This is a genomic window from Bradyrhizobium jicamae, from assembly GCF_001440395.1.
Taxonomy (GTDB): Bacteria; Pseudomonadota; Alphaproteobacteria; order Rhizobiales; family Xanthobacteraceae; genus Bradyrhizobium; species Bradyrhizobium jicamae.
On sequence record NZ_LLXZ01000128.1, the window covers coordinates 1 to 16,651 of the forward strand.

General features: G+C 62.3%; 14 protein-coding genes. 7 read left to right on the top strand and 7 right to left on the bottom strand.

The window, feature by feature from the left end:
* The first annotated feature begins 928 nt into the window (after positions 1-928).
* The gene (locus tag CQ12_RS21435; protein WP_157088376.1) at positions 929-1,336 is read left to right on the top strand and encodes a hypothetical protein; all 408 of its coding nucleotides are present in this window, start codon (positions 929-931) and stop codon (positions 1,334-1,336) included.
* Here the strand turns inward: CQ12_RS21435 and CQ12_RS21440 are convergent.
* The 3 genes from CQ12_RS21440 to CQ12_RS21450 form a co-directional block, all read right to left on the bottom strand.
* Positions 1,326-3,296: an alkyl/aryl-sulfatase gene (locus tag CQ12_RS21440; protein WP_057837297.1), complete on the bottom strand. Its 1,971-nt coding sequence runs from the start codon at positions 3,294-3,296 to the stop codon at positions 1,326-1,328. The genes CQ12_RS21435 and CQ12_RS21440 overlap by 11 nt on opposite strands.
* Before the next feature lie 244 nt (positions 3,297-3,540).
* On the bottom strand, positions 3,541-3,975 hold the full coding sequence (locus CQ12_RS21445; protein WP_057837298.1) for a hypothetical protein: 435 nt from the start codon (positions 3,973-3,975) through the stop codon (positions 3,541-3,543).
* A gap of 356 nt (positions 3,976-4,331) precedes the next feature.
* Complete coding sequence (locus CQ12_RS21450) at positions 4,332-4,718, bottom strand: hypothetical protein (protein ID WP_057837299.1); 387 nt, start codon at positions 4,716-4,718, stop codon at positions 4,332-4,334.
* Positions 4,719-5,653: 935 nt separating this feature from the next.
* Between CQ12_RS21450 and CQ12_RS21455 the strand changes: the two genes are divergently transcribed.
* The 5 genes from CQ12_RS21455 to CQ12_RS21475 all read left to right on the top strand — a co-directional run bounded on the left by CQ12_RS21455 (position 5,654) and on the right by CQ12_RS21475 (position 11,371).
* Complete coding sequence (locus tag CQ12_RS21455) at positions 5,654-6,607, top strand: cyclase family protein (protein ID WP_057837300.1); 954 nt, start codon at positions 5,654-5,656, stop codon at positions 6,605-6,607.
* Between the two features lie 346 nt (positions 6,608-6,953).
* On the top strand, positions 6,954-8,576 hold the full coding sequence (locus CQ12_RS21460; protein WP_198164220.1) for a hypothetical protein: 1,623 nt from the start codon (positions 6,954-6,956) through the stop codon (positions 8,574-8,576).
* A gap of 333 nt (positions 8,577-8,909) precedes the next feature.
* The gene (locus tag CQ12_RS21465) at positions 8,910-9,590 is read left to right on the top strand and encodes a cupin domain-containing protein (protein ID WP_245310061.1); all 681 of its coding nucleotides are present in this window, start codon (positions 8,910-8,912) and stop codon (positions 9,588-9,590) included.
* Between the two features lie 106 nt (positions 9,591-9,696).
* The gene (locus tag CQ12_RS21470; protein ID WP_057837301.1) at positions 9,697-10,122 is read left to right on the top strand and encodes a hypothetical protein; all 426 of its coding nucleotides are present in this window, start codon (positions 9,697-9,699) and stop codon (positions 10,120-10,122) included.
* Positions 10,123-10,381: 259 nt separating this feature from the next.
* The gene (locus CQ12_RS21475) at positions 10,382-11,371 is read left to right on the top strand and encodes a Bug family tripartite tricarboxylate transporter substrate binding protein (RefSeq protein WP_057837302.1); all 990 of its coding nucleotides are present in this window, start codon (positions 10,382-10,384) and stop codon (positions 11,369-11,371) included.
* A 142-nt stretch (positions 11,372-11,513) separates the two neighbouring features.
* Here the strand turns inward: CQ12_RS21475 and CQ12_RS21480 are convergent, their stop codons facing one another.
* The 4 genes from CQ12_RS21480 to CQ12_RS21495 form a co-directional block, all read right to left on the bottom strand.
* Positions 11,514-11,864, bottom strand: coding sequence for a hypothetical protein (locus CQ12_RS21480; protein WP_057837303.1), 351 nt, complete (start codon positions 11,862-11,864; stop codon positions 11,514-11,516).
* Positions 11,861-13,162, bottom strand: a complete 1,302-nt coding sequence (locus CQ12_RS21485; RefSeq protein WP_057837304.1) for a sulfite oxidase — start codon at positions 13,160-13,162, stop codon at positions 11,861-11,863. Before CQ12_RS21485 ends, CQ12_RS21480 begins: the two co-directional genes overlap by 4 nt.
* A 208-nt stretch (positions 13,163-13,370) precedes the next feature.
* A complete protein-coding gene (locus CQ12_RS21490; RefSeq protein WP_057837305.1) occupies positions 13,371-14,459 on the bottom strand; it encodes a TRAP transporter substrate-binding protein in 1,089 nt (362 codons plus the stop codon).
* 140 nt (positions 14,460-14,599) lie between these two features.
* Positions 14,600-15,541 carry a LysR family transcriptional regulator gene (locus tag CQ12_RS21495; RefSeq protein WP_057837306.1) on the bottom strand — a complete coding sequence of 314 codons (942 nt, stop codon included), beginning with the start codon at positions 15,539-15,541 and terminating at the stop codon, positions 14,600-14,602.
* Between the two features lie 105 nt (positions 15,542-15,646).
* Between CQ12_RS21495 and CQ12_RS21500 the strand changes: the two genes are divergently transcribed.
* Positions 15,647-16,651 carry a Bug family tripartite tricarboxylate transporter substrate binding protein gene (locus tag CQ12_RS21500; protein ID WP_063799789.1) on the top strand — a complete coding sequence of 335 codons (1,005 nt, stop codon included), beginning with the start codon at positions 15,647-15,649 and terminating at the stop codon, positions 16,649-16,651.

Genomic DNA, 16,651 nt, shown 5'->3' on the forward strand with positions numbered 1-16,651 from the left:
ATGCCGCATTCGCGGCGTCGGCGATCTCCCGCAGCGGCGGAGCGCTCACCGACGGCGTGTCCGCAGTGAGCGGGAGACGGCTCCACTCACGCGGGGCCGTCTCCATTTCGCGGGGCGGCTATCCTCGCCCACCTACCCAACTGTTCACGAAATCTGATTGCGGGATTCAATCCTCCGGCGTCTGATTATCCCGGCGGACGCTCGTAAAATGGTGAGCCGGGAATGCACGGCCCCTTTCGGTTCGCCTTAGGGCCACCGAAATCGAGGGGGCCGAACGGCCCGCGTCGTGCAGCTCAAGATGCCTACGGTCTTCTTCGTCCGTCCAATTTGTACCTCTGTTGAAAGTCATGCATTTTATCAGTCAAAGCGTCGCTGTCAGGCGAAAACGCAGCCTGAGCTGTGGTCGTTCCATTTCCGCGAACTTTCGACAAACCGCCGGACGCATATGATGCCTCCCGGCGTGGCGCGAAATAGCAATTTTCTGGCCACGAATAGCGAGACTTGTCCCTGCGCATTGGACTAACGCTTCGGGCCGCGCGTCTAGGTAGCGACCGCGTTCCAATTCCCAATTCATAGGGCCGTGATGGAAACGGATGACGTGCTATTTTGGGCTTTTGTCGCTTCGTTTGGCGCTGCGTCCATCGGCGTTGTGTGGCTATTGCTAAGTCCAGCATCATAGATGCGGCAGGGACATGATCACTTGAAACTGCCAGCAAGTTGAGAGATTGCCGCCGTTCAGTGCGAATAAAGCGGTGGTCTCGCCCGGGTTCGAAAGGTTTGGCCACGTGACCTCGAAAAAATTGGGCAATAACCGGTAGCGGTACCTGCTCGATGTGAATCCCGATCACCTCGCTTCGGGGTCTCCCCACCGCCCTGAGCGTGTCTTGGGAGGGCATCGGTGGATCTGCCCATCTATCGAAATTAACGCATGGGCGGCTCGTGCTGGGGCTCTGATCAAACAGCACTGCGACCCCAGAGGCTAACGTCGAGCCTGCAACAGTTCAAAGACCTGATCTCCAGAGATTTATTGCTCGCTGCCACCAAAGCTGGAGCCGACGATCAGCCAGTCGTGGTCAAAGCCGTTCCGTTTCATCGCTTTGTCTCCTCGCGGAGTTATCGCGGCACTGCCAGCTACAATGCAGAAGTCGCGCGTGTCGCGCTCGACGCCAGCGGCGTTCGTATGGTGCCCAACATCGGCAACGAGCTACTCCTCGACCTCGTCTTTGGATCAACTGCGCCGTCGAACGTGAGTGAATGCCGTTGCGCCGTGGTCGGCCATCACCGGCACCGGGCAGCGGCGCGCTCGCGCCACCGAGCCGGCGCTCTCAAGGTGTGACGATGTTGAAGACTGGGTCGAAGTTCATGATGTTGGCCACCACCGCACCGAAGCCCTGCGGATCCCCTTCAACCTTGACCATGCCGGCCTGCACCAGTTCGGGCAGCTTCTTGCCCTGCAGCAGCATCGCCAGGAAAGCCGGCCGCGTTAGTGTGATCGTTACGTCGGGGTTCTTGAGCACGCGCCCCCTGGTGTTATTCAGCACCGAGTTCGACAATTCTAGCGCCCAGATCTCGTTGCTGTCGCTGAAAACCATGCTGATCGCCGCCTTCATGCCCTCGGTCTTCTCGTGGTTCAGGCGCAGCGCGATGAAGTCGAACAGCAGTTCGTTCGTCATGCCGCGCACCGTGTCTGGTCCGCTCGAGCTGACACCCATTTGCTTCGGACCGCTGCGCAGTTCGAACGCGCCCATCAGGTAGGCGTTGCGCCACGTCGCCGACTCGGCCTGGTAACCGAGCTGTTCCAGCGCGTCGGCCTGCAGCGCACGCGCCTCGGCGTTATTCGGGTTGGCAAAGACCGCCTTGTTGACTAGTTCAACCACCCAGCGGTAGTCGCCGTCGTCAAAGGCCTTGCGGCCCAGCGCCACGACCGCGGCCTCGCCGCCCATCGCCGCGACGTAACGCTTCGCCGATTCGGTGGGCAGCAACGGGTCCAGGGTCGCTGGGTTGGCATCGTAGTAGCCGAGGTAAAAGTTGTAGACTGCACGCAGGTTGTGGCTCAGCGTTCCGTAATAGCCGCGCGAGCTGGCATCTGCCGCCAGGCCCTTCGGGAAGAAGTTGGCGTTGGCCAACTCGGGCATGGTCTTGCCCTGATTGGCCAGGTTCAGCGCGCGGTCGTGCAGGAAGCGGTAGGTGTCCCGTTGGTTGGCCAAGAACTGCCGCACGTTGGCATTGCCCCAGGTCGGCCAGTGATGGCTGGCAAAGGCCACCTCGGCATCGGGGAATAGGTCGAGCGTCTCGTTGATGTACTTGCTCCACACCAGCGCGTCGCGGACCTTGGCGCCGCGGATGGTGTAGACGTTGTGCATCAGTTTGACCGCCACCTCTGACAGGCACAGCGCCTTCTTCTCGGGGAGATACATCATCATCTCAGACGGCGCCTCGCTGTTTTGCGCCATCTGGAACTGGACGCGCACCCCGTCGATGGTCATCTCCTCGCCGGTCTTCTTCACGATCACCGTCGGTGGGATCAGCCCGGGCGTGCCGACGCTAAGCGCCATGCCAAGGCCGGTGCCGACCGACCCCTTGTCGTTCGCCGGCAGCGCGACGCCGTACATGTAGTTGGCGCGCCGCGACATGGCGTTGCCCGCGAGCACGTTCTCAGCGATGGCGTTGTCCATGAAACCTTCGGGCGCGATGACCTTGACCTTGCCCGAACGTACATCGGCCTCGTCGACCACGCCACGCACGCCGCCAAAGTGGTCGGCATGGCTATGCGTGTAGATCACCGCGACCACCGGCTTGCTGCTCTGCAGTGTCTCCATTGCGAGCTTCAGCCCCGCGCGCGCAACGTCCTCGGTAAGCAGCGTGTCGATGACGATCCAACCGCTCGCGCCTTCAACGAGCGTCATGTTGGCAATGTCGTAGCCGCGGATCTGGTAGACGCCGTCAACGACTTTGAACAGCCCGGCCGCAGTGTTGAGCTTCTGCTCGCGCCAAAGGCTCGGGTTGACGGTCGCCGGCGGATCACCCTTGATGAATTCATAGCGCTGCGTATTCCAGACAACGCGGCCGTCGGCGGCCTTGACGAACGGATCCTTCAGTTGAGCCATCAACCCGCGCGTGGCGTCCTCGAAGTCCTGCTTGTCATTCATCGTCATGGCTTGGCGCACGATGGCGTTCGCTCGCTCAGTGTTGGCTGTGGCGCCCCTTGATTCGGTACCTTGTTGGGCCATCGCCGGCGGACCGGCCAACGCGGTTGCTGCCAGCAGTATCGTGGCGAGTGCTTGGACCTTCTCCATCTCGGACCTCCTGGATGGGCTGTCGTTCGCGAGCGACGCACGGCGGTGCTAAAGTTGGCTACAGCCCCCGGGGCACGCCCTCGCCGCCCGTGCATCCTCTAAGGCTCGAACCCCGGTAAGCGGACATCGTCGGGCAGCTTAGGCAGATCCGAACTGTGCGAACAGGCGACATGTTCGTGACATAGGGTGAAACGAGCCGAAAGATATTCACCAGCGCCCAGAAGTATGGGCGCCGGCTTTGATTCTATCGCATTGTGATCGTTACACCGCCCACGGCGGCTGATACTTCCGCACCCACCCGGGCGCCACTGAGCTGCAGGATGACGCCGTTGGCGTTCTGCAACTGCGCGCCCCCTGCACCGCCGGCGACCGCACCGCCTGCGCCGGCTACAACATAGCTGCCTGCAAGATCGCCGGGTCTCCGCAGGTTTAGTGCCCTGCCCACGAACTTGCTGGTAGAGGCGCCGATGGAAAGACCCAGGCTCATGCCTGAAACAGTGAAGGGATATCTCTTGCCCCGAAAGGTCAGTACCCCCTGGCCGCCGCCGACATCGACGATAAAACCGCCCTTGGTAAACACGACACTCACCGTGCCGGTATCAGCGAAGGAAGCCGTTGTAAAGCCCGCCAGCAGCAACAGTGCTACAGCAGCGGCCTGAGTCATCCGGTGAATCTTCATATCGCCCTCCCAGTGTCTGGTCCTACCTCTCCATTAGGAGAGGATGGCTCCATTGATCTGTGTCAAGCTCGGCGGATTTGCATGTTCATCCGCATGACCCAGCCTACATGAACTTCCCGGCTCGGCCGCTATGCAATATTGGCCGCCCGGCGGCATTCTTTGTTGGTGATCGGCTCCGCGAATGGATCGCGTCAGGAGCCCTGTGGTCCGCCTCGGCATTCGCTGCTGCTCTTGAGCAAGCGAGTGAAATTAACGCGTAGGCGACCCGCTCTGACTCACAGCCCACGGTCTTTATTAAAATGGTACATTGCATCGCAGGACTGACGGCGAACCTGTCATGGCACCTGCGAGGACCATCAGGTCACGCACCGACCGGGCTCCAAGAGCCTTGCGACTTCCGTTAGCGCGCTGACCACGGGCTCGCAGGCCAGTGTCGGCTTACGACTCTGACTCCGCAGCAGGATCGGCGGCTTGGTGGTGCGAGCCTGCGCAGACGGAATGCGCAGCAAGACCGAGGTATCGGCGAGATCGTTCGGGCGCAAGGATACCGTTCTCGTCGGCGCTGCAAAAGGCTTGGGGGCGGCAAGGCGATCTGCCTTGCCGGGGTGACGGAGGATGGGACTTGGCTGTTCGGAGACTGCCTGCCAGCGGTTTACAAGGTCGTGGCCTGAAGCGAACTGCATGGCACCGAGCGTCAACGTGATCGCGATAGCACCTAAAACGGCTTTGCTAATCTGTGACATGGCTATCCGTCCCTTGCCTCAGGGCGACCATCGCCCTCTATGCACGCCCCCTTGGCCCGTCCTCTCCAGCGTGCGTTACCTAATAGCCCGACGGTTTCACCATAGCTTCGTTAGATCCGGAAAATGGTTTCATCCCTGTTTCGTCGCATTGAGGGAAAAGCTGGTGCCGATCCGTACGTCCTTGCGTATCAGTGCAGCCGCACGCGCCCGCGCCGATTGACGTCCCGGCGTTGAAGCCTCGTTGGTGCCGGGCTAGCCACACGTTCATTGTACCGTGTGCAGCGGACCTCGGCAGGCCGCGCCGGAACTAACCAGGTGTTTCCGCCGGCGACCCAGGAGTCACGGCGAGTACGTTCGAAGCACGGAAATTTTGCGGGGGTTATGCGTCCGCTGGCGCTAGTTCGATCGGGGGCGCCCAGGGGGCGGGTCAGGAGTGGCCGTAGTCGCTACGTGGAATCGCCGATTCCAAAATCATCTAAGGTGCCCTTCGGGAACTCAGAAAGACTTGGCTGCACCCAGCGAACGGCTTCCCGAGACGGCGCGGCAGACGATCTGCCTAGTGTCCGGTACCGGTACCTGCCCGGCTTCAATCCCGCATCACCGCCTCCTGGGTTACCCACCTGGCCCGCACGGCCAGCACACGTTGCTCGATTTCACGCTGAGCGCGTCAGGCGTCGGTTGGTGCGTCGGCAGAACGTCCGCCGTCTGCACCGTCAGCGCGGTGAGAGGTCACGACGCGGCTTCCGAATTCGCCGAGAGGTCAGCGGGCATGACGCCGGCGAAAAATTCCAATTGCCTTCATGTCATCGGCATCGCCGCAACTTGCGATCGCACACCGCCTCCGGCCGTTATCGGACTTGAATTGGCCGCGATGGCACCCGCATTATCCGCGTCAGGGGTGCCGAGCCAGAGCGCCCTCATTTGGGAGGATCGAAATGAAAGCATTCACGTTGGGTGCGGCGATCACGCTTGCGTTTTCCGCCACCGCCTTTGCGCAAGCGCCGACCTGGACGGTGCCGACCGAAAGCCAGCGCTGTCCGTCGAAATGGGGCGCGGCCGACGAACGCGGCTCGGCCAATCACCAGAAGCCGGCGGCGGTGCTGAACGCCGCGAAGCTCATCAAATCAGGCGAAGTGATCGAGCTGGCGCATGTGCTCGGTCCCAGCATGGCGTTCTTCGGAACGCGGCGCTTCGACATGCACGCCAAGCGCACCTTCATGAACCAGTTCTCCAACATGCGCGGCTCGAATGAAGAGATCATCATCACCGAGCTCGGACAGGTCGGCACGCAGTTCGACGGCTTTGCGCACCAGACTCATCTCAACAGCTGGTACAATTGCCAGAAGGTCGACGAGAATGTCGACCGCACCGGTTTCAAGAAGTTCGGCATCCATAATGTCGGCGCGCTGTTCACACGCGGCGTGCTGATCGACGTCGCCGCCTTCAAGGGCGTCGAGATGCTGGAGGACAATTACGAGATCACCGTGGAGGACCTCGAAGGCGCGCTGAAAAAGCAGAACCTGACGCTGCAGGCCGGCGATGCCGTGATCATCCACACCGGCTGGGGCAAGCTCTACGGCAAGGACAATCCGCGCTACGTCAAGTCCTGTCCCGGCATCGGCGTGCAGGCCGCGCTCTGGCTCGCCACCAAGGACCCGATGCTGCTCGGCGCCGACAACTGGCCGGTCGAGGTCGCGCCCAATCCGGACAAGCAATTGTCGCTGCCCGTGCACCAGATCGCGCTGGTGGTGAACGGCATCCACCTTTTGGAAAATCTCAAGCTCGATGAGCTCGCGCAAAAAGGCGTCGGCGAATTCGCCTTCGTGATGCAGCCGCTGAAGATTCAGGGCGGCACCGGCTCCACGGTCTCGCCGATCGCGGTGAGGTAGCGCGACACCGGCGCGCGCGAGGGCAGTGAGTAGCCCGCATGAGCAACGCGATATGCGGGGCCCGCCCCGGATATCGCGGAGCCCGCCATCACTGCGCTGGTCGCGGTGCGCGCGTTCGCGCGACCGCTGGCTGTTTCCCGGTCTACGCTTGCTTGCGCCCAGCTTCGCATGAAATGCTCCCCTCCCCACGGCGAGGTTTTGGAGTCATGATGCGCCGAGGCAGCTAGTGTCGGGTGCCACGACGGGCATCCCAGCCGAATGTCGAGGACGTCCCATGGCGCCGCAAACCACCGACAAACCGGCCTCAAAGAGGCGCATGGCGTCGGCCCCAATGGAGTCAACGCCGTTGGTGCGTACGTTCCACCAGATCCTCCTCTGGCCGCTTCAATTACTGCCACTCAGGGAAGATTCGCAGATCCATCATCATTGGGAGTTGCTCGAGAAGGATGCCGGCGGGGTCTGGAAGGAAGTGGATGATGAATTCTGCGCCGATCCCGACGCCTTCCGGGAACGGCATTATCGGGAGTTTGTGACATTCCTGCCCTACGTGCAGCGTCTTCTCTACGGCGAAGGCGCCAAGCGCCGCTCAATGGCCGCTTACGGCGAATCCCCGATAAAGGTTTATCGCAGGTTGGACGTAGCAACGGCGCGGATCAGCTTCCCCGAGCGAAACGCACCGGTCGTCTTCGATGTCCGGCATGTCGATCTCTACTTTTTCTACGACGTCGATCTTGTCATTCTCGTCGTCGAAGTATCCGGCTCCGACGTGCCGCTCGACGTCGTGCAGGACTCATTGCATCGGTTTGGCCGCGCCTATCCTTCGGGCTGGACCGAACAGGGAGATGGCATCAACTGCCCGCGCAAGGTGGAATGGCTGGCTGCAGACGGGCGCGTGCTCGCGGTGTCGGACTACGAAGCCAGAAAGCAATACCTGGAATCGGTGTGCCGCGAGCGTGCGCCGCCGCTTGCTGCACACTGGCAATATCTCCTCAACCCCATGGCGGCCCATCACACCGATCAGGCGGGAGCGCTGCGGTTCCGCCAACTCGAGTATTATCGCATGCCGTTGATGGCCTATCTCGCCGTCGAACATCCGGAGCGGTTGACGCGAGGCGATTTCGCCCGGCTTGCCTATGCGACGGCGCCCGGCGACCGGGAAGCGCTGCCTTTCTCCGATGAATATCTGGCGCGCTTTGAACAGAACCATTGCTACGACAAATACTATGACGAGGCGCGATCCGGCAGTCGGCTGAGCACACGCGTGATGTGTTGCGATCACGCGTTTCTCATCGTCGGCGACGCCGCGAGGCCAGTATTCACGGATGCGGAGCGCGGCGTGCTTGGCCAGTTCCGCCATCAGTTCTTTCTGCTGGGGCTGATCGCTCACATGCATAAGGGCGCCTTGCTCATGATGTCGGATCGCCTGGTACAGACTGTGACACGTCTCAATATCGACCAGCAGGAAACCGTGCGCCGATTCCGTGTCGAGATCAGGAGCCTGCTCGAAATATTCCTTCGCTTCACTCACCGCTACTGGTTTCACGACGTCTCGGATCACGTGCAGACGCGCGAGGTGTTCCATGGACTGGTCAAGGAGCTCGGCACCGATCGCCTCTACCTCGACATTCGGGAGGAGCTGAAGGACATGGGCGCTTACCTCGACAGCGATCTGTTGCGTCGCCAGTCGAATATCTTCCTCAGGCTCACCATCGTGACCATGATTGGCCTGATCGGCACCACGACGACAGGCTTCCTTGGCATGAGCAGCCTGATCGCCGCAACTGATCATCATCTTGGAATGAAGGCGATTTATGTCGCCGTGACGGCAGCCGCCTTCGCATTGCTCACGCTCTATACGCTGGCAAAATCGCAGCGAATTGCCGGCTTCCTCGATGCCCTGACCAATGAACGCTTGCCCTTGCGAACAAAGGTTGATTCGCTGCTCGACATCTGGCGCCAGAAGCGGTGATGCTGCCGAGTTCGCCCATTACGAGGGCGTCTCAGACACGCCAGAAAGTAGCCCGCATGAGCAACGCGACATGCGGGACCGGCCGCCCGCATGTCGCTTCGCTCATGCAGGCTACGGTCGCCACTGCGCGCACGCCTTCCCGTGTTCGGCCTAGCCGGAAGTAGGGTGGCCAACATCCTCTCCCTTGCTACAGTTGCGGACAACCTGCTGCTCATCCTTTGCGCGTTACAGTGGCGGGACGATTGCACACAAGTGAGAACGCAGATGGGGAGGCTTTCGAGCAAATTTTCCAGGCGCTGGTGGCCACGGGGCAAGAACAGATCCACTGATGATGTGACGCTTCCGTCTGAACCATTTGAAGGCGGCGATCGGCGCCAGGTGCTGCAGGCGCTCTCCGCCATGGTCGGCGGCGGGGCGCTGGCCGCGGTGTCACATTCAGCCGAAGCGAAAGATGCGAGCGAGCTGCCGCCGCCCAAGCGTGCCCTGACCGGCCGCAACGAGGCCGGCAAGTCGGTGTTCAAGTCCTTCGACGTCACGACCAACGTGGTGGAGATCGATGCCAATCCGGGACTGACGTTCTACGAACTCTACCGGACGGAGGGCGTGCCTGCCCTCACCGGCCTGGAGCCGGATCCGATGCTGCCGGGGACGAAAGGCTTTCCCGGCCCGGGCGGCACGATATTCCGGCTGATTTCGTATCCGCCGAGGCGCCCCGAAGGCTACAAGCCGCCGCCGGGCGTCACCTTCGAGAGCGGCGTGAAAGAATTGTCGGACAAGCTCCCCGGCATGGGCGACCATTTCGAACGCGGCGCCCCGGGCATGCACACCACGGACACCATCGATTACGGCGTCGTGGTTCGTGGCGAGATGACGCTGGAATTGGACGACGGACAAAAGGTGCATTTGCGCCAGGGCGATTGCATCGTGCAGAACGGCACGCGGCATCGCTGGCGCAATCCGTTGCCGGAGCCGTGCCTGATGGCGTTCGTCTCGCTTGGCGGCAAGCGCGGCTGAGGTTGTATCCGACCAAAGCCTAATGGTACAATATAGCCGGCGGTATCATCATGGGCTGCCGCCGAAAGGCCCTCGCCCAATGATGGGAAAAAGAAGGGATGATCGCATGACGCCAGATGGAGTTGCCTTAGCCGCCGTCGTCATCCTGCTTTTTCCGATGGGTTATTTCCTGCTGGCCTCGCCCGCCTTTCTGCTGGTGAAGCTCGACATCCCGCCCGTCACCCAATTGTTGCGCGGCATGTTCAATGCGCATTTTCTGATGACGAGCATTGCCGGCGTGATCGGGACGCTGGTTTTTGCGGCAACGGGCCGGCTGGGTTTTGCCGTCGGCATCGGCCTGATCACGGCATTCGCGGTCTGGTCGCGGCGCTGGTTTCTCCGGCAATGGGATGTCCAGCTCAATGCCAGGGACGCCGGCGATGCCGATGCGGTGCGCCGGCTGCGGCGGCTGCATTGGGGCGGCATGCTGTCCAATGCGGTGCAGCTCATCGCCGTCGTCGGCAGCATTCCGTTTATCGCCGCGACGACCTAGTACGACTGCCGTAACTGTAGCCCGCATGAGCGCAAGCGACATGCGGGAACGTCCATCCCGCATATCGCTCTGCTCATGCGGGCTACAAGCGCTGCATATTCTCCAATGCGGAAAAAATTCGGTTGCATTCCGCGTTAACTCGCCTGCAAGTCATTGAAGAACGCCGAATTTTTTGCTCGATGCGCCAATCTGTCCCGGCCTTAGCGCGTGGCAGTGGGCGTGCGATGCGGTAGGCTCCCTCAAAAAACAGGGAGGAATCATGTCCGCAAAATTCAATCGCCGTCACTTCATCGCCGCCGGTACGGCCGCCGCCGCCATGCCGTTGCTGTCGCGCGGCGCCTCGGCGCAAGCTGCGTGGCCGTCGCGGAATATCCGCATGGTCGTCAGCTACCCGGCGGGCGGGCAGACCGACCTGCTGGCGCGCGCCTTCGGCGATTTCATCTCCAGACAGGTGGGCAAGACCGTCGTCATCGAGAACAAGGCCGGCGCCTCCGGCTCGATCGGTGCGCAAGAAGTCGCGCGCGCGGAAGGAGACGGCCACACCATCCTGTGCTCGATCTCGACCACCTATGTGATGAACCGGGTGATGATCAAGAACCCCGGCTACGACATGGACAAGGATTTGACGCTGGTCAGCATCATCCCGGGCGCCGGGCTATTGCTGGTCGCGAGCCCGGCATCCGGCGTCAAGACGCTGGACGATTTCGTCGCGTTCGCGCGCAAGAAGGGTCAGGTGAATTTCGGCACCTATAGCGCGGGCTCGGCGCCGCACATGACCATCAACGAACTCAACAAGCAGTATGATCTCAAGATCGAGCCGATCCACTACCGGGGCGAAGCGCCGATGTGGACGGGAATTTTGGACGGCACGCTCGATGTCGCGATGGGCAGCTACACCGCCGCGCAGGCCGTGCTGACGGGCGACAAAGGCACCGTGTTCGCGGTGCATTCGAAGAAGGTCGACGCCATCCCGAACGTCAAGACGCTGCCGGAACAGGGCGCGACCTCGAAGTTCTTCACCATCAGCGGCTTCACCGGCTGGGCGGTGCCGAAGGCGACGCCGCAGCCGATCGTCGACCGGCTGTCGGAACTCTTCGTCGCCGCCAATGCCGATCCGAAGGTGAAGGAGGTTCTCTCCACTTTCGCGCTGGAGCCGACGCTCGGCTTCAAGGCGAGCAATGAGCTCTATCAGCGCGAATTGCCGACCTGGATCGAGAGCGCCAAGGCGCTCGGCCTGGAGCCGGCGTAGCGGGTTAAAGCGTGATGACGTTTCTTCGAATCGTCATCACGCTTTACCTTTTTGTTTGAGCATGATCTCCGCGCAAACGCATGCGCGTTTGTCGCGAGGGAAAACCGCTACACGCTTTTCCGGATCATGCTCCCACCGCCGCTCACTTCGCGAACGGGTTGACCCAGCCTCCCCGCCCCGCCGGCGCGCGCGGCGGATAGGCGGCTTCGAGATAGCTGAGCACCTTCTCGCGATCCTTGTCGTCGAGCGGCGGCATGTTGTGGCGGCGGACCATCAGGTTGATGGAATCTTCCCACTGCGCGCGCGTCATGCCCTGCTGGGCCACCAGGCGAAAACCGTGGCAGGCGGTGCAGGCATAGAAGGTCTCCTCGCGCCCCGCGCCCGCGGCAAACTCCTCCGGGCTTTCGTCGCGCGGCGTGAACGTCGTTTGCGCCAAGGCTGGCGCCGTCAGGAGCACGCCGGCGATGGCGAACCACGCAAGACGCTGCATCATCCGACCAGCACCGCGATCCGGTGCATGGCGTTGCCGCCATAGCCTTGCGGATTCCAGAAGCCGGCCTGATGCGGCTGCATCGCGCCCTTGGAATCGGTGGCGCGGGCCCAGATCTCGAAATAGCCGTCGGTCGGCAGTTTCACGGTCGCGGTCCAGCGCTGCCAGTCATACTTGTTCTTCGGCTTCTCCAGCGTGACGCGCTGCCAGCTCGCGCCGAAATCGAGCGAAACGTCGACCTGCTTCACCGTGAGATCGCCGGCCCAGGACGCGCCGCGCAGCTTCAGCTCCTTGGTGCCGGCGGCGAACTTCGCGCCGTTCGCGGGGTTAGTGATGATCGAGCGCACCGGCATCGATTCCAGGATGCGGAAGTTCGCCGGATCGCCCTTGCCGCCGGGCACCATCGGCTTGATCGGCGTGCGATAGGAAAATTCCGTCATGCCGGGGCCGTCATGCTCGCGGTCGCGGATGGTGATGCGCGTCAGCCATTTCTGCGAGGCCGAGCCCGCCCAGCCCGGCACGACCAGCCGCACCGGCCCGCCATGGATGTTGGGCAGCGGCTTGCCGTTCATGCCCCACACGATCAGGGTGTTCGGGTCGACAGCCTTTTCGATGCGCACCCCGCGCGAGATGGTCGGCTTGGAGGCGTCGCCCGACAGATGCAGGTCGGCCGAATAATGCGCGGTGTATTTCGCTGACGGCTTGAGGCCGGCCTTCTTAAGGAGATCGACGAGCGGAACGCCGGTCCATTCGGCGCAGCCCGCGCCGCCATTGGCCCACTGGTTGCCGCGCGCCGGCGGGGAAAATCCCGCGCGGCCGTTGCCGCCGCATTCCAGCACCATGCGCCGCGTCACCGCCTTGTATTTCGACTTCAACTCGCCGAGCGTGATCTCGATCTTGTTGTTGACCTCGCCGTCGATGACGATCTTCCAGGCGTCGGGGTCCTTCGCCTCCTCCGGGATCTGCCCGTTGTTGCGGATGTAGAATTTCTCGATCGGCGTGGTGTCGTCGTCGAGCAGGCTTTCCGGCGTCTCGGCAACCAGCGGCTTTTCGCCGAGCACGACGAGGCCTTCGTTCTTGCCTGGGTATTTCAGGTGTTGCGGTCCCTTGGTCGCAGGCGCGGCAGCAGGTGGTGCGGCTTGCGCGTGCGCCTGCGGAATGCCGATGCCGTCACGCGAGAGCGGCATCGCGCCGCCGATCACGACGCCTATTGCGGCCAACCCTGTGCCGCCCAGAAATCTGCGCCGGCTGGTTTCGAAATGGCTGCCATCAGCCGCATTGCCCTCGGTTTCCCGCGCCATGACGTCTCTCCCTTTGTTGCCCGCTCCCGGGCTTTCTTGGCCGGATTTCCCGCCGGGAATCCAACTGGGAGGAGTATTTGCGCTTTTGCGGTCGGGCTGCAAGGCCGGCAAAAGTAGCTATTGTCGCGCACCAACCGCGAACCGCTGGGCTACCGATGGCATTGTCGCCCGGCGCACGCACCGGGCTTCGCTGCGTCGAACGTTTAACTCAGCCCTTGCGGGCTTTGCTGAGCAGATAGTTGTCGTAATAGTTTTCCGCGATCTGCGTGTAGAACAGCACTTCCTTCATATAGGCGTCGTGGCTCTCTTTGGTCTTCTTGAACAGCGGGCTCCTCTCGGCGATCTCGTTCAGATGGTCCTGCGTCGCCTGGTAGCAGGCTTCCATGACCGGTTGCGGGAACGCGCGCAACTCCGCCCCGCCCGCGACCAGCCGCTTGAGCGCGGCCGGATTGACGCTGTCATATTTCTCGATCATCCACGCGCCGGCCGCAGCTCCTGCCTGGTTGAGGATCGCCTGGTACTGTTTGGGCAGCGCGTTCCACTTCTCCTCGTTCACCACCATGTGCAGCATGGCGCCGCCTTCCCACCAGCCGGGGAAGTAATAGTACTTCGCGACCTTGTAGAAGCCGAGCTTCTCGTCGTCATAGGGGCCGACGAACTCCGCGGCATCGATCGATCCCTTCTCCAGCGCCGAATACACTTCGCCGCCCGCGATCTGCTGCGGCACGATGCCGAGCTTGGCCAGCACATGGCCGCCCATGCCGGCGATGCGGAATTTGAGGCCCTTGAGGTCGTCGGGCGTCTTGATCTCCTTGCGGAACCAGCCGCCCATCTGCGTGCCGGAGTTGCCGCACAGGATCGCATGCGCCTTGAACGGCTTCAGCGCCTCGTTGCAGAGCTCGGCGCCGCCGCCAAAACTCCACCAGGAGCCCTGATGGCGGTGGTTCATGCCGAATGGCGCGCCGGTGGCGTAAGCCAGCGCCGGCTCCTTGCCGATGTAGAAATAGAGCGGCGTCTGCGCGATCTCCACCGTCGCGGTGCTCACGGCATCGAGCGCCTGCAGGCCGGGCACGATCTCGCCGGCTGCAAAGGTCTGGATCTGGAATTTGTTGTCGGTGGCGTCAGCCACGTATTTCGCAAAGGTCTGCGCCGTGCCGAAGATGGTATCGAGCGACTTCGGAAAGCTCGAGGTCAGGCGCCACTTGATCTCCGGAGCGCCTTGCGCGATCGCCGGTGCCGCCACCAGCGTCGCTGCGCCGGCCACGGCGCTGCCTGTGAGGAACGTACGGCGTTTCATGATGTACTCCCTTTGATTGCATGTCCTTTGGGGCGAATAGCGCCGTCCGGGACCTTTCGGACGCCATCATAGCGAACTTCTGGGTATGCGTGGAAGCGCTCCGCATAAGCCGGGGGATATTTGCGATTGCCGGACCGAAACTATGCCTGCGGTGGCCGTGCCAGCACCCGGTGAACGCACGCGATAAACAGCTTTGCAACAGGGCTCAGCGTGCGATTTTTGAGCGTCACAATCCCGACCGGGCGGGGCTGTGCCGGCAATTTGACCGGCAGACGCCTGAGAACCCCGTCATGGCCGCCAAAGCGCAGGATCGAGCCCGGAAGTATGGCGATGAACCGCCCGCTTGCGACCAGCCTGCAGCACAAATGCATCGAGAGCGTCGTAATGGGCGCGCGCGGCATCCCGGCGCCACCGGCGCGAAACAGTTCGGCCGCGAGCGATCCTGGCATTGTATCGGCTGGCGGCAGAATCCAGGGTTCACTGCTGAGATCGGCGAGCTTGACGGTGCGCGAACGCGCCCATTTGCTTTGCCGCCCTGCCACCACGACGACCTCATCGTCGTACACGACATCGGCTTCCAGATCATCCACGTTGAACGGCATCGGGATGCGTCCGATCAGAAGATCGATGCTCCGCTCGCGTAGCTCGCGATAGTGCAATGTGCTAATCACGGTTTGCGCCACGTCGAGGTGAACGCCTGGATGGTCGCGCCAGAAGCGTTCGATGATGGCCGGCAGCATGCCCGCCGCGATGCTTTCCGTGCTGCCGATCCGCAGGCTGCCGACCGAAGGATCGGCGAGAAACCCGAGCTCCGCCACGCCCTGCTTGAGTTCATCGAAGATGATCAGTCCGCGTTTCACCAGCGCGCGACCATAGGCGGTCGGCTCGACGCCGTTCCGTCCGCGATCGAGCAGGCGAAGGCCGAGCGTCTGCTCCATGTCGGCGATCCCCTTCGACACGGCAGGCTGCGAGACGCCGAGTTCAGCCGCGGCTTTGGCCATGCTTCCCAGTTGCACCACGGTGATCAGCAGATGCAGGTCGCGCAGCTTGAGGCGACGCCCGATACGATCAGCCGATTCCATTGGTTTGGACCTATCAAAATGGTTATGGAAACCTAAGATAATAGCATTCGACGGTCATGTCTCCGGGGTGCATGCTTTCCCTGACCGTTGAACAAGGAGGCCTCCATGAATGGATTGGTTACCTTGCGGCGTGCTTCGAAGCTTGCTGTCGCTGCCCTTGCGTTGAGCGCGGGGCTCCTGCTTCCGACGCTGGCTGTCGCTCAGGCCTATCCGTCCAGGGCCGTCAAGATCATTGTCCCCTTCCCGGCCGGCGGCCCACTCGACTCCACGGCACGCCTGCTCGCAGACAAACTCGCTGCCAGCACCAAGCAGCCGTTCGTGGTGGAGAATCGGCCGGGCGGCGCCGGCAATGTCGGGACCGATGCCGTCGCAAAGGCCGCGGCGGACGGATACACGCTGCTGCTCGTCCTTGATACGCCACTCACGGTCAATCCGTGGCTCTATCCCAAGCTGTCATTCGACCCGGCGCGGGATTTCACCCCGATTTCGACGGTGGCGAGCTTTCCGCTCAGCCTGGTCGTGCATCCGTCGTTGCCGGTCAACTCGATGGCGGAATTCGTCGCCTACGCCAGAACACGCAAGGAGAAGCCGCTGCTTTATGGCAGCGGCGGCGGACCCGGCAACCCCGGCCATCTCGCAATGGAGTACTTCCGCCAACAGGCGGATTTCGAGGCCGTGCACGTGCCTTATAAAGGCAATTCCGAAGTCGTCATGGGCCTCGTCGGCGGACAGATCGAGGCCGGCTTCCTGGCGACCCCCGGCGTTCTTCCCAGTGTGCGAGATGGCCGGCTGAAAGCGCTCGCGGTGTCGAGTCCCAGACGCATATCGATTGCAACTGAATTCCCGACGGTCGCGGAGAGCGGCTATCCCGGCTTTGAGGTTGGGTTCTACCAGGTGATGCTGGCGCCTGCCGGCGTTCCGGAATCCGTTCTGACGATGCTCGAGCGCGAGCTCCGGGAGATCCTGCAATCCACCGAACTGCAGGAGCGCCTCCGCATGCAGGCACTGGAGCCAATCGCAAACACGGGCGCAGAGACCGGCGTCCTGCTCAAGCGCGTCGGCGCACAATGGCAGACCGTCATCAGGACGGCCAATATCCGGATCGACTGA